This is a genomic window from Streptomyces sp., assembly GCF_050698815.1.
In the GTDB taxonomy this organism is placed as follows: domain Bacteria; phylum Actinomycetota; class Actinomycetes; order Streptomycetales; family Streptomycetaceae; genus Streptomyces.
Genome location: NZ_JBOHCV010000575.1, coordinates 15,268 through 29,493, shown reverse-complemented (window position 1 = coordinate 29,493; position 14,226 = coordinate 15,268). Strand labels below are relative to the sequence as shown.

The following is a 14,226-nucleotide window of genomic DNA, read 5'->3' as shown; positions in this document are numbered from 1 at the left end:
GCCCACCGGCCGCGTTCGGACGGCTCGTGCGACGCAGCACCAAGACCGCCTCTATGGCCACTCCCGTGCTGGTCGGATTCGCCACCGTTCTGGTGCCGTGCGGGGTGACGCTGTCGATGGCGCTCGTAGCCATCACCGCAGGCTCGCCCCTGGCCGGGGCCGCGGTCATGGGGGGATTCGTCGTGGGCACCGCCCCGCTGTTCGCGATCCTCGGTTACCTCTTCCGCCGCTCCAGCCGAGCGCTCTCCGGCCGCCTGGGCATCGCGACCGGCGTCGTCGTTCTGGCCATCGCCGCCTGGACGATCGGTTCCGGGCTCCAGGCCGGAGGATGGGCCACGTTCGGCTCCGGTGCCACACCCGCGGCACAGGCCTCTCCTGCTCCTTCGAAGGGCGCGGGCGATCCGGTCGGGCCAGTACACGTCGACGCTTCCGGCAAGCAAGTGATCACGCTCACCGTTACCGACTTCTACAAGCCCACCAACTTCTCTGCGAAGGCGGGCCTGCCGACCCGGCTGGTCCTGCACGGCGAGAACGCCGGCGGTTGCGCCCGCGGATTCACGATCCCGGAACTCGGAGTCCAGAAGATCGTCAAGGAGAACGGCGACACCAACGTGAACCTGGGCACCCGTAAGCCTGGACCGCTCCGTTTCTCCTGCTCCATGGGTATGCAGACCGGCACCATCACCTTCCAAGGGGGCACCAAGTGAAGCTGTTCAAGCGCAAGAAGGAGCCCGAGCCCGGACAGCGGCTGGTGCTCGTCGTCGAGGGCATGCACTGTTCCAGCTGCGGCCTGCTCATCGACGACGAACTGGAAGACATCCCTGGCGTCCGGTCATCCACCACCGACGTCCACTCCGGGCGTACCACCGTTCGTCTGGAGGAAGGCTCCGGCGTCGATACGGTCGCGCTCGTCGCGGCAGTCCGGCGGGCCGGCGACTACCGGGCCCGACCTGCCGGCTGACGCTGGACGGGGGAGGGGCGGGCACCGCCCGCCCCTCCCCGCAGGCCGGCTCGACTACGTGGACGTGGTCGCGGGTTCGGGCTGTGCCGCGGTGCCGGGGGTGGCCAGGCGACCGGATCGGTGCAGCCTGTACACGGCCGCTCCGCACGCGACGCCGAGGGTGAGCAGCGCGATCCAGGGGATCGCGGCCACTCCGGCCGCACGTGCCGCGTCCAGGGCGGCGCCGGTCAGTAGATTGCCGAGTGTGATGCCGATGCCGCAGATGGTGTTGTACAGCCCGTAGTGGGTCGCGACGAGCCGGTCACCGGAGAGGCGGACGATGGTGTCCATCTCGAACGGGTAGGCGATCATCGTCCCCATGGCCAGCAGCAGGGCGGCGAGCGCCGGTGGGACCGCGGCCACCAGCCAGCGGCCGGCTCCGCCGTCCGGCACGGGAACCGCCATCGCCATCAGCAGGGGAACGAACGCCGCTCCCATGGTGAGCAGCCCCAGCGTGAGCGCTTGGCCCGGTGCCATCCGTGCCTTGCACCAGGCGGTGATCCTGGTCTGGCCGAGGATGGTGCTCAGCCCGGAGACGGCGAAGAGCAACGCCACCGCAGCGGTGCCGTACGTCCCCTCTCCGCTCACGCGGCGTACCTCCAGCGGCAGCGCGAGATAGACCTGGAAGGACATCACGTACGAGCCGATCATGGCCGTGGAGAAGAGCAGGAAGGACGGATTGGCCACGACGCCGCGCCACTGGGCCAGGACACTCTCCTGCTGACCGTCCTTGCCGTCCTTCGCGTCATTGCCCCGACGTGCGGGCAGAGCCCGGATCTGCACGATGCTCAGCAGGGAGAAGATCCCGGCCGAGACAAGGCAGGTGACGCGGAAGTCGATGCCGGTCAGCAGCATGCCCATCATCGGGCCGAGCAGGATCCCGGCCTGGTAGTAGATGTTGAACAGCGCGAAGGCTTCGATCCGCCGCGGCCCCGCATCCGCGGCGAGGTAGGCCCTGACGGCCGGATTGAACAACGCCCCGGCCAGTCCTGTCGCAGCGGACGCCGCCAGCAGAGCGGGTACGGAGTCCACCAGGCCCAGGGTGGCGAAGCCGAGGGTGCGCAGTACGCAGCCGGCGACGATCAGCGGCTTGTAGCCGAACCGGTCGGCGAGGGTGCCGCCTACCAGGAACATGCCCTGCTGGCTGAAGTTCCGGATTCCGAGTACGAGTCCGACGAGCCAGCCGGCCAGGCCGAGTGTTCCCGACAGGTGCGAGGCCAGGTACGGCATCAGCATGTAGAAGCCGAAGTTGATGGTGAACTGGTTGACCATCAACAGCTGGGTGCTGCGCTCGTAGGAACGGGTCTGTGCGATGACGCCCTTCATCGGCTCTCCACCTCCGGGTCCGAGAGGTCGGCCTCCGCCGGCTCTTGCGCTGTCGGTTCAGGGAGCGGGCCGACGGTGTCGCCGGCATCCGCCTCGGCGGAGACGGCGAGGGGGTCGACAACGGTGGTGCACCGGGTCCAGCGGGTGACTTCCTTTTCGTCACAGCGGCCGATCACCTCCGGTTCGGGCGCGGGCGGTGAGTCGAGCAGGCCGTGGGCGGCGCAGTAGTCGTCGTCGAAGACCGTCCCCAGGTAGCGCTGCGGCCCGTCGGGGAAGATCGCCGCGATCCTGGTCTCGGCGGGCAGGGTACGGGCCAGCCACCCGGCGACCATGGCGACCGCGCCGACGCTCCATCCGCCGGTGGCGTAGTGGGAGTTGGCAAGTTGCCGGCAGGTCCACACCGCTTCCGCCGGGGCCACCCAGTGCACTTCGCTGAAGTTGTCGTACGCGACGTTGCGGGGGTAGATGCTGGAGCCCAGGCCGCGCATCATCCGCGGCCGGGCGGCTTGCCCGAAGATCGTCGATCCGATGGCGTCCACGCCGACCAACTTCAGCCCGGGGTAGAGCTGTTGGAGGACCTGGGAGACACCGGCCGAGTGGCCGCCGGTTCCGACGCTGCACACCAGGACGTCGATGTGGCCCAGCTCGGAGGCCAGTTCCAGCGCGAGTGGAGTGTAGGCGGACGTGTTGTCGGGGTTGTTGTACTGGTCCGGGCACCACGACTCGGGGTGCCGCGTGCGCAGTTGGTCCACGCGGTCACGGCGGGCCTGCTGCCAGCCGCCGGTGGGGTGTGGCTCGCTGACGATGTTGACCTGGGCCCCGTAGGCGGTCAGCAGCCGGGTCATGGACATCTCCAGGCCCGGGTCGGTGACCAGGGTGACGGGGTGTCCGTAGACCATGCCGGCGAGGGCGAGGCCCAGGCCGAGGGTGCCGCTGGTGGATTCGATGATCCTGGCGCCGGGGCGCAGATCGCCACGCGAACGAGCGCGCTCGACCATGTGCAGGCCGGGACGGTCCTTGATCCCGCCGGGGTTGAAGCCCTCCAGCTTCGCCCAGAACCCGCGTCCGGCGGAGGCGAGTGGTTCGGACACCTGGAGGACGGGGGTGTTGCCGACCAGCCCGGAGAGGGCAGAGCGGGCGGGAGGCGTGATGTCAGTGGTGGTCTGGGATCGCATGTTCCGCTCTCATTTCGATGATGGGCATCAGGTGCTCATCTCGCGCGCCGTGGCGCCGAGGACATGGCCTTACGGCGCTGCCCTGGCGACGGCACGCGGCAGCCGGCTCGTGCGGCTGCGTCGAATTCGGCCTATATGCGCCAGCGGCACACGGCTGTGAGTCTGGAACGACCGGACTGACCTCGGTCGATGCTGTCGGGCGCCGGTCGCTCCGCTCGCGTCGGGTGTGCCGCTACCCGCACCGCGGGAGCTGGAGGAACGATCAGCGTCAGCGGGCCCGGCTGGGCTTGGTTTCGTCCCTCGTCCTCGCCGTCGAGCCCGCGCATCGAGCAGGGCTCGTCGGCGGCAGGTGCCCCATGCTCAGCGGTCGCACCGGCACTCCGGTCCGGCGCCACGGCGGAGCTGGAACTCGAATGCCCTGGGGCATGGGAATGCTCGGGACCGTGGAGCAGGACTCCGCAGTCGAACGCGACCAGAAACAGGCCGCCCAGGAGAAGGGCGAGAAGGCGATGACGCCAAGCCCGTGCCGGGTGGGCGCGGCGGGCATCGGATGGGAACGGCACAGTGCCTCCGCAGAGCGGCCGACTCCTGCCCGAGGGGGCGGAAGGACGACGGGATACATGGCGAAAGGACTGGGGCGCCGCAGGTGGCGGCTGGGCTCCGGTCCGCGCTGCGGACGGAACGTGTCGCGAACCGGTATGTGTCACGGCCCGGTTGACCGCAGTCGACCGACGTTACAGGGGAGGCGCCCCGCAGAGAACCGCGGGAATCAGATCCGCAGGACGGCTGACTCGGTGGCGTCTCTCAGCCACGGAGGATCCGACGCGTCGCCACTTCGGACGGGCGCATCAAGGGGCTGGGTGGAGAGAGCTGTTCCGCCGGGCTGCGGGGAGTCACAGGGGGCTTGTACCCCCGGGCCCTGCTGCGGCTGACCGGGCACGCACTCCTGCAGGGGATGCGAGGTGTCGTGTTCGTCGTGGTGGTGTGCGTTCGTCTCTCCGGGAGGCGCATGGGCGTCCCGCACAACCGTTCCGGGCCCCTCGTCGGTCCCTTGAGCATGGGCTGATGCGGCGGCCGTCGTACTCGGCGGGGCGAGATGGCCGGCGACCCCCTCCGCGCTGACACCGTGCGCGTACACGAGGCCGAACAGCAGCATGGCCACCAACAGCAGCTGCCGTGACGCCGCTGACGAGCGAAGTCGCGGCACACCCCAGAGCGACCGGGCCGTAATCATGACGTGATCCTAGCGTGCTCCTCATGCGATGTGCCGCGAGGCCCGCCGGTGGTCCGTGTGCGCACCGGTCGGCGCGGTGATCAACCACGGCCGACGCGGCGAATCCCTGTTCGTGGTGCTGAGCCTGATTATCTCGCGCTTGCGGCATTCATTAGCGTGGGGCCGCCTCGGGCCCGAGTCCTTCACCGGCTGAGCATTCAGGTGGGTTGAATCGGCTGACCCGCGTCCACCCTGTTGACTTATGAACCTTTCGATCTATCGCGATATCCCCCCACGGGAACTTTCACAGATCTGCTCTGCCGCATCATCCGCGTATTCGCCACGGAACCTTCTCATTCGTGAACGCCGCCGAAACGGCTGGGTGGGCATCGGGCACGGCCTACTGGTCCGGGATTTGGGCCCAGAAGTGGTTGACGATGTCGTCGATGTAGCGACGTCCGTCCTCGCCGGAGGAGGCGCCGCCGGCCCGGCTGAGCGTGGCGGCCATGAGGGCCTGGTACTCGTTCTGCATGGCGCGCAAGGGGTCTTGCAGGTCGCGGCGTTCCATGGCGACGAGCCGGGCGATAGGGCGGATGTGGGCCTGCCAGCGGGTGGAGACGGCTTCGGTGAGGAGGCGGGCGAGTTCGTCCTCGAGGCCGGTGATGGCGACGAAGTCGCGTGGGGGGAGGTCGAGGAGGCTCCCGAGGTTGGCTGACTGCCGTTTGTCGCCGGTCCACCTGCCGGTTTCTTCCATCTCGCGGTAGGCGTCGAGTCTCATGCCGATGAGGCGGGCGATGTCCCCCGCGGAGATTCCGCGGGCCATGCGGTGTTCGAGCAAGGTGCGGGGACGGCCCATGAGTTCGTCGGGTGCGCACCACAGGGCGCCGGCCAGGGCGGTGAGTTCGCCGGCGGTGGGCAGGGCCACGCCGCGTTCCCACGCTGCGATGTGGTCGGCGGTGATGTGAGCCATGCCGTAGGAGGCGCGCATGCCGTATGCGACGTGGCCGTGGGCCATCCCCAGTTTCTCGCGCAGGGTACGGGCGGCGCGCGCGTTGAAGGGGATCGATGAATGCACGGGCAGAGAGTAATCAGATACCTACGGTTACCGCTTGGCCAGTTGTCGCCTGCATGCCGTTTTGAGGGATAGGTCGGGGACGATTCTGTAGGAAACGACAGGGATGAATCCAAGCAGTCAAACAATGGATGTCACCCCGCAATTGTGCAGCCAACCCCGGCGAGTATGATCCGCTCGGCAGGCACCGCATGCGTGTTCGTACAACTGCTGTCATACGTCCCGGCGGACCGCCCTGCTTCCCCTCTCACCCGTAGGTCCAGGAGACGCAGTCATGCAGACCAGCACGACGAGCCCGGCCGACACGGCGGCCACCAGGACTGGTCGCCCGCTCGACCGGTTCTTCCGCATCAGTGAGCGCGGTTCGACGTACAGCCGGGAGATACGCGGCGGGTTCGCCACATTCTTCACCATGGCGTACATCCTCGTACTCAACCCGATCATCCTCGGCAGCGCCAAGGACAAGTTCGGTGAGCAGCTGGATGGCACCCAACTGGCCACCGCCACGGCCCTGGTGGCCGCGGTGATGACCTTGATCATGGGTGTGGGCGGCAACCTGCCGCTCGCCCTGGCCGCAGGCCTGGGCATCAACGTCATCGTCGCCGTCCAGGTCGCCCCCCTGATGTCCTGGGACGACGCGATGGGCCTCATCGTGATCGAGGGCCTGCTGATCTGCGTACTGGTGATGACAGGCCTGCGCGAGGCTGTCATGCACGCCATTCCGCAACCCCTGAAGCAAGCCATCAGCGTCGGCATCGGTCTGTTCATCGCCTTCATCGGCTTCGTGGACGCCGGGTTCGTCACCCGCATCCCGGATGCCGCGAAGACCACCGTGCCCGTTCAGCTCGGCACCGGCACCCTCACCGGCTGGCCCATGCTCGTCTTCTGCCTCGGCGTGCTCGTGACGATCGTCCTCCTCGCCCGCAGGGTCAAGGGCGCCATCCTCATCAGCATCGTCCTGATGACCCTCCTCGCCGTCGTCGTCAACTCGCTCGCCGATGTCAAGTCCTGGGGCCTGACCTCCCCGACCCTGCCCGACAACCCCGTCGCCGCCCCCGACTTCGGGCTCCTGGGCGACTTCTCCCTGTTCGGCTCATTCGGACAGGTCAGCGTCCTGACCGTCGTCCTGCTCGTCTTCACGCTCATCCTGTCCGACTTCTTCGACACCATGGGCACCGTCGTCGGCGTCACCGCCGAAGCCGGACTCCTCGACGAACGCGGCCAGGTCCCCGGACTGGGCCGTGTCCTGCTCATCGACGGCGCGGCAGCCGTCGCCGGCGGTGCCTCCTCGTCCTCGTCCGCCACCACCTACATCGAATCCGCCGCCGGCGTCGGTGAAGGCGCCCGCACCGGCTTCGCCAACCTCATCACCGGCGGCCTGTTCGCACTCGCCCTCTTCCTCACCCCGGTCCTGACCATCGTGCCCCTCCAGGCCGCGTCCCCCGCCCTCATCGCGGTCGGATTCCTGATGATGACCCAGGTCAAGCACATCGACTGGGACCGCTTCGAACTCGCCATCCCCGCCTTCCTGACCATCATCGTCATGCCGTTCACCTACTCCATCACCAACGGCATCGGCGCCGGCTTCATCGCCTACGTGATCATCAAGGGGTGCCTGGGCAAGGCCCGCGAGGTCCACTGGCTGCTCTGGGGCACCGCGGGACTCTTCCTCATCTACTTCGCCATCGACCCGCTGAAGCAGCTGCTCGGTATCTGATAACCGCACGGACACGCTTGACCGGGGGCCTCGGCCCACACATTACCGAGGCCCCCACTTCACCTCGCCCGTCTCAGCAGGGCGCCGGCTTCAGCCAGGAGCACTCCAGGCCGGCGGTGGCCGGTCCGGACGGGCGTGGACCGGCGTCCGGGGACCGGCGCCGGTCATCGCGCTTGCCGCCGTCCTCGGCGGTCGCGTTGCCGTCACCGCCGTACGAGGCGAGAGCCACCACGATCGAGTTCTCGATGTCCTTCACCGACGGGGCGACATAGTTGTTGAGGATGATGCTGTACGCCAGTTGACGGCCGGCGGCGTCGGTGACGTAACCCGAGAGTGCCGAAGCTCCTGTCAGCGAGCCCGTCTTGGCGTGTGCGTTGCCCTCGGCCGGGGTGCCGCACATCCGCGAGCGCAGCGTGCCGCCGGTCATCCGGTCGGGGGCGCAGGCGACGGGCAGCGCGTCGTACCACTCCTTGAACCACGGCTTGCTCCGCACCGCGTGCAGGAGCGTGGCCATCTGACCGGCGGGCACGTTGTTCATCCGGGACAGCCCCGAGCCGTCCCTCTGGCGCAGCGTGCCGGTGTCCACCCCCTCCTTCTTCAGGAAGTCGCCGACGGCCCTCAGGCCCGCGCCCCACGTGCCCTCGCCCGCGGTCTCGTAGCCCATGGTCTTGGTGAGGACCTCGGCGTGGTTGTTGTTGGACAGCTTCAGGAACGGGAAGTTCAGCCGCGCCAGGGGCATCGACGTATGACCGGCGACCTTCCGGGCGGCGTCGGGCGTGGCCCGGCCCAGCTCGGTCTTCCCCGCGACCCGGACGCCGTGTTCCCTCAGCGCGTCGGCGAATACGGAGGCGGCGTAGCCGGTGGGCTCCCACACGCTCGTCCACGACTCGTCGGGGTCCGCGCCTACGGGAATGCCGCCGCTCACGGTGAGGGCGTTGCCGCCGTGCTCGCGGTCCACGGAGAGAGTGCCGGATCCGTTCTCGGCGACGGTGGTTGCCGTGACCTTGACCTTGACGTAGTGGTTGGCCGGGGTGACCTTCACCTCGGGTTCGTCCCCTGCCTTGGCCCCTGGGGCGACCTCGAGGTGGACGGTGCCCGTGTCGTAGTCGGTGTCGGGTGCGAGGCTCAGGGCGGAGATCTGCGACGAGTAGTAGGCGGACTCGTCGTCGGCCGCCCAGGAGGCGCCGAGCCGCTGGGAGTCGAACCGGGTGTCGTCGGCCACCAGGCTGCCGGTGACCTTCTTGATCCCGGCGGCGGCCACCTTGGCCGCCAGGGCGTCGTAGTCCTTGGCCATCAGCGTCGGGTCGCCCGTGCCACGCACGTACAGGTCACCGTCGAGCCGTCCGCCGTGCCGGGTGCCGCGCGCGAGTACGTCCGTGCTGTAGCGGTAGTCGGGGCCGAGGACGTCCATGGCGGCGGCGGAGGTCAGCAGCTTGGTGTTGGACGCGGGCATCAGCCTCGTACCGGAGTGGTGACCGTAGAGCACCTGGCCTGAGGCCGCGTCGCTCACCACCACGCTCGAACTCGCCCCGGCCAGCCGTTTGTCGGCGAGGATCCGGTCGATGGACCTGCCCAACGCGGCGTCCGGCGCGGAGGAGTCGGCTCCGGCCGCTCCGCCCATGCCCAGCGTGAGGACGAGTCCGAGGGTCACCGCGACAGTCCTCGCGCGGGTGCGTGACCGGGTGGGGGTTCCAGGTGCCGTACGGGGGGTCCGGGTGTCCCGGGAAGGTGTGGGTCTGCTCATGGCGTGAGCCTGCCAGCACAGAGGGTCGCTCCGCGACGGAACGGACGTGTGTACTGCTCGAGTTGGTCCCGCGACCCACTACGCCCGTCGACTGCTGCCGCTGCTGGACGCCGCGATGCTGTTGCTCGCCGGCCGCGCGTTCGCTCGAGACGTTGACGAAGCCGGCGAATGACTCGTGTGGCCCACCTGACTCGCTATACGATCAATCGTCGACGGTGAACTGCGGTGCCGGGGAGGCAGGGTGTACGAGCTGGTGCTCCGAGTAGATGCCGGGCCCATGGCGTCCGATGAGCAAGTGGAGCGCCAAGTACGCGGCCTTTACCGAGACTTGCGAACGCTCGGCCTGTTCAAGGTGGAGCGCAAGCAGGCTCCCGCACCGGCCGGCTCGATGGCCTCCGCTGGGTACGAAATCGGCGCCCTCATTGTCAGCGGCGCCTTCTCGGCTGCGGCGCTGAAGGCCATGAGCAACGTCCTGGTTGCGTACATTCAGCGCTCCAAGACCCGTTCCGTGGAATGGGAGTTCGACGGCAACAAGGGCACGTTCCAGGCGCTCTCCGCGAAGGACCAGAACAAGCTGGTCGACGTCGTGGCCTCGCGGATCGCCGCAGAGGTCAGCGTGGACGGCGACAGCGGGGAGCCGGGAGGCAGCGATGGCGGGACGCCGGATCGCGCTGCTGGTCGCGACTGACGGATACGTCGACCCCGGCCTCAACCAGCTCCGGTCACCCGTGCGCGGCGCCAGCGAGCTGGAAGCCCTGTTGAAGGACGAGTCGGTGGGCCGCTTCGACTTCGTCCGTGCACTCACCAACCGACCCAAAGAGGAGATCGAGCGGGAGATCGAGGCGCTGCTCAGCAATCGCGCGCCCGACGATCTGGTCCTGCTCTACCTCGCCTGTCACGGCATCAGGAACGACACCGACCGGCTGTTCTTCGCGACCATCGGAACGGACCTGAGCCGCCCGCACACCACCGCCGTCCGTGCAGACCTCATCCATCAGCTCTTGGACGAGTGCGAGGCCCGCACCAAGATCGTGCTCCTCGACTGCTGCTACAGCGGCCTCTTCTACCGGGCCACACCCATGTCTCCCGCGCCGGTCGACGTGGAGGCGGCACTGGTCGGCCGCGGCACCTTCGTGATCACCGCGTCCACCGCGCTCGAGTACGCCTACGAAGGAGACCAGCTCACGCTGGACAACGCCCGGCCCGTGGCACGCTTCACCGCCGCGGTCAATGACGGGCTCAGCACCGGACTGGCCGATCTCGACCGTGACGGTGTGATCACACCCGACGAGCTGTACACGTATGTGCACGACGCCGTCGTCAACCACAGCGGCCCGGAACAGACGCCCACCAAGTCCGGCCAGTGCGAGGGACATGTCCCCCTCGCATACGCTGCGCGCACCGACCCCTCTACCGGCTTGCCCTCGCAGGGGGCACGAACGGACGAACTAGTGCTGGGGACGCTGCTGCCTCCGTCGGTCGACACCCCGGACCGAGGGTTCATCTGCGACTCCTGGGAGGGTGCGTCCCGGCTCATAGTGCCGATCGGCCGTACGGCTGCGACCTCCGGCGGCGAGCTCATGTGCCTGGACCTCTCCAACCGAAGCGGGAACGCAGCGGTCGCCGGCAAGCTGGGCAGCGGCAAGACGACGCTGCTGCGTGTCCTCGTCATGTCGCTGGCGCTGACCCATACGCCGCACGAGGTGGAGTTGTACCTCCTGGAGGGAGCCGTCAACCGACTGGGTGTGTTGCGGTCGATGCCGCACGTGAAGAAGGTCGCCGCCGCACACGAGCACGAGACGGTCGCGGAGGTCCTCACGGCATTGAAGGACGCCATCGCCGCCCGGCGGGCTCTGTTCCAGGACCTGGGCATCGACTCAGTCGAGGAGTTCCGCGAGCTGCGGGCAGCGGGACGGCTGCCGCGCGACAGCGGCAGCGATGTCTTCCTTGTGATCGACGGCTGGCTCGACTTCGACTGGGAGATACCCGAGTTCGCTCAAGAGGTCCACCGGCTTGCCAACACCGGCCTGAACTACGGACTCCACCTCCTCGTCTCCGCCCGGCGCTGGAGCGACTTCGGTGCGAATCTGCTGGGCCTGCTCGGGACCCGTGTCGAACTGCCCTTGGACGACCCGTCAGAGTCGCAGATCGATGCGACTCTCTCAGCGGGCCTCGGGGTCGGGTGGGCCCTGTCGCTCCGACGGCGCTTCCGTGTGGCTGTGCCCCATCTGGAGGAGGTCACCAGTTCCGCGGATGCCAGGCAGGCCCTGGCTGAGACGACACAGCGGATGCGGGAACGCTGGCTCGGCGTGCAGCCGGACACGGCGCCCGCGCCCCGCACCGACGTCCCGTTCACGGAACTGTTCGGCATCGGCGACGCTCAGCGGTTCGACGTGACCCGCGCTTGGTCGCAGCGCTCACCGCAGGAGCGGCTGCGGGTGCCGATCGGGGTCAGCGAGGACGGCCGGCCCGTCATGCTCGACCTCAAGGAAGCCGCACACGGCGGGATGGGGCCACACGGCCTGTGCGTCGGCGCCACCGGCTCAGGCAAGTCGGAATTGCTGCGCACGCTGCTCCTCGGTCTCGTGACGACTCACTCGTCAGAGACACTGAACTTCGTCCTGGCCGACTTCAAGGGCGGTGCCACCTTCGCCGGCATGTCCGGGCTGCCGCACGTTTCGGCGATCATCACCAACCTCGCCGGCGAACTGACCCTCGTGGACCGCATGAGCGACGCCATCAGCGGCGAGCTCCTGCGCCGCCAGGAACTGCTGCGCTGGGCGGGCAACTACGCCAACTTCCACGACTACGAGAAGGCGCGCGCGGCGGGCGCCCCGCTGGACCCCCTCCCCTCGCTGCTCATCGTGATCGACGAGTTCTCCGAACTGCTCACCGCGCGACCTGAGTTCATCGACCTCCTCGTCCAGATCGGCCGCATCGGCCGCTCGCTCGGCGTGCATCTGCTGCTGGCCTCACAGCGCCTGGAGGAGGGCAGGCTGCGCGGCCTTGAAACACACCTCTCGTACCGGATCGGTCTGCGGACCTTCTCGGCCGCCGAATCCCGCACGGCGATCGGAGTCCCGGACGCCTACCACCTGCCCTCCATGCCGGGTTCCGGCTATCTCAAGCACGGCAGCGACCAGATGACCCGCTTCCGGGCCGCATACGTCTCGGCCTCCTACGCACCCGAAGCCCCGTTCACCGCGGACGACATCATCGAAGACCCCTTCGCGGACAGCTTGCTGGACGTGCTGGTGCACCGAATCGCAGGCCAGGGACCACCCGCGCACCAAGTCTGGCTGCCTCCGCTGGATGACCCCGCCACCCTCGACCAGCTGCTGCCAGAACTGACGTCCTCGCCGGAGCGCGGGCTGCACCCTCCGGCGTACGGAGGGCTGGGCCGACTCTGTGTGCCGGCCGGGCTGGTCGACCGGCCCGACCAGCAGCGCCGCGACCTGATGTACCTCGACTTCTCAGCCGCGGCGGGGCACGGCCTGATCGTCGGGGCGCCCCAGACCGGCAAGTCGACGCTGCTGCGTACTGTCATCTGCGCGCTCGCCCTGACCCACACGCCGTCCGAAGTCCAGTTCTACTGCCTGGACTTCGGCGGCGGCATGCAGCAGCTCCAGCATCTGCCGCATATGGGAGGGGTGACCTCGCGGCTCGACCCGGAGCACGTACGACGTATGGTCGCCGAGGTCACCGGCGTGCTGGCCACACGGGAGGAGTTCTTCCGGACCCACGGCATCGACTCCATGGCCACGTACCGCATGAGACGCGCGGAGGGAAAGTGGCCGGACCAACAGTGGGGCGACGTCTTCCTGGTCATCGACGGCTGGTCAAGCTTCAAACACGAGTACGAGCAACTGGAAGAGAGCATTCTCGACCTCGCGACACGCGGCCTCGGCTACGGCGTCCATCTGCTGCTCGCGACCACCCGCTACGCCGACGTCCGCACAGCGCTACGCGACTACTTCGGTACGCGAGTCGAGCTGCGTCTCGCCGACCCGATGGAATCGGAGATCGCACGAAAGGTGGCGGCGAACGTTCCGGTCGGTGCGCCGGGCCGCGGTTTGACCCCCGACAAGTACCACTTCTTGGCCGCCGTGCCGCGGCTCGGCGACGGGCCGAGCGCCCCCACAGGACTGGCAGAGGCCACGGTGGACTTCGTCGATACCATCCGGTCACAGTGGACAGGGCCGACCGCCTCGCCCGTACGCGTCCTGCCCACGCTGCTGCCCGTGGACGCGCTTCCCCCGGACTTCGGCCGCTCCAAGGCCGAAATCGCCCTGGGACTCGACGAAACGACCTTGCAGCCCTTCGGCGTCGACTTCGAGACCGACCCGTATCTGGTCGTCATCGGGGAGAGCGAGTCCGGGAAGACATCACTGCTGCGGCTGCTCGCCCAGAGGATCAGCAAGCGGTACACGCCTCAAGAAGCACAGCTGATCGTCGTCGACTACCGGCGTTCGCTGATGGATGAGCTGCCCTCGGAGTATGTGATGGGGTACGTCCCCAACGGCCTGGAACTGCCGTCCCATGTCGCGACTCTGACCGACCTCGCAGCAAGGCGGATGCCCCCGTCGAACGTCACCTCGGAAGAGATACGAAACCGGAGCTGGTACACGGCACCCGACATCTTCCTGCTCGTGGACGACTATGACCTCGTCGCGACCGCCTCGAGCAACCCCCTCCACCCTCTCCTGGACTACTTGCCGTTCGCGCGGGACCTCGGCCTCCGCGTGGTGCTGTGCCGCAATTCGGCGGGGGCATCGCGGTCGATGTACGAACCAGTCATGCACTACCTGTGGGAACAGGGCACGCGCGGGCTCACGCTCTCGGGCGACAAGTCCGAGGGCGCGCTCATCGGTTCGGTGACCCCGCACCGCCGGCCACCCGGCCGGGCCACGCTCACCGGCCGACGCGACATGCCGCGGCAGGTCCAGCTGGCCTACCTGCCTCCCCACGCCGGCTGATGG

9 protein-coding genes are annotated in these 14,226 nt (G+C 68.4%); 5 read left to right on the top strand and 4 right to left on the bottom strand.

Annotated features, from left to right (window positions below):
- Positions 1-707, top strand: a 707-nt coding sequence (locus ACRDP3_RS20860) for a sulfite exporter TauE/SafE family protein (protein ID WP_431518499.1), incomplete at its 5' end; no start/stop codon positions are given.
- Positions 704-961, top strand: a complete 258-nt coding sequence (locus ACRDP3_RS20855) for a cation transporter (protein WP_431518498.1) — start codon at positions 704-706, stop codon at positions 959-961. The genes ACRDP3_RS20860 and ACRDP3_RS20855, both read left to right, overlap by 4 nt.
- Before the next feature lie 54 nt (positions 962-1,015).
- Here ACRDP3_RS20855 and ACRDP3_RS20850 read toward each other — a convergent pair whose 3' ends face one another.
- The 3 genes from ACRDP3_RS20850 to ACRDP3_RS20840 form a co-directional block, all read right to left on the bottom strand.
- On the bottom strand, positions 1,016-2,326 hold the full coding sequence (locus ACRDP3_RS20850; protein ID WP_431518497.1) for an MFS transporter: 1,311 nt from the start codon (positions 2,324-2,326) through the stop codon (positions 1,016-1,018).
- The gene (locus ACRDP3_RS20845) at positions 2,323-3,501 is read right to left on the bottom strand and encodes a PLP-dependent cysteine synthase family protein (RefSeq protein ID WP_431518496.1); all 1,179 of its coding nucleotides are present in this window, start codon (positions 3,499-3,501) and stop codon (positions 2,323-2,325) included. The genes ACRDP3_RS20850 and ACRDP3_RS20845 overlap by 4 nt, the downstream gene beginning before the upstream one ends.
- Before the next feature lie 1,613 nt (positions 3,502-5,114).
- Positions 5,115-5,789, bottom strand: a complete 675-nt coding sequence (locus tag ACRDP3_RS20840) for a helix-turn-helix domain-containing protein (RefSeq protein WP_431518495.1) — start codon at positions 5,787-5,789, stop codon at positions 5,115-5,117.
- Between the two features lie 271 nt (positions 5,790-6,060).
- Here ACRDP3_RS20840 and ACRDP3_RS20835 point away from each other — a divergent pair, with 271 nt between their 5' ends.
- Complete coding sequence (locus ACRDP3_RS20835; protein WP_431518494.1) at positions 6,061-7,503, top strand: NCS2 family permease; 1,443 nt, start codon at positions 6,061-6,063, stop codon at positions 7,501-7,503.
- Between the two features lie 73 nt (positions 7,504-7,576).
- Here ACRDP3_RS20835 and dacB read toward each other — a convergent pair whose 3' ends face one another.
- Positions 7,577-9,247: a D-alanyl-D-alanine carboxypeptidase/D-alanyl-D-alanine endopeptidase gene (dacB, locus tag ACRDP3_RS20830; RefSeq protein WP_431518493.1), complete on the bottom strand. Its 1,671-nt coding sequence runs from the start codon at positions 9,245-9,247 to the stop codon at positions 7,577-7,579.
- 241 nt (positions 9,248-9,488) lie between these two features.
- Here dacB and ACRDP3_RS20825 point away from each other — a divergent pair, with 241 nt between their 5' ends.
- Together ACRDP3_RS20825 and eccCb are read left to right on the top strand one after the other, a co-directional pair.
- Positions 9,489-9,935 (top strand): hypothetical protein, encoded by a 447-nt coding sequence (locus ACRDP3_RS20825; protein WP_431518492.1) that lies wholly within the window; start codon positions 9,489-9,491, stop codon positions 9,933-9,935.
- Entirely contained in the window at positions 9,898-14,223 is a 4,326-nt protein-coding gene (gene eccCb, locus ACRDP3_RS20820; RefSeq protein WP_431518491.1) for a type VII secretion protein EccCb, read from the top strand. Before ACRDP3_RS20825 ends, eccCb begins: the two co-directional genes overlap by 38 nt.
- Positions 14,224-14,226 lie beyond the last annotated feature (3 nt).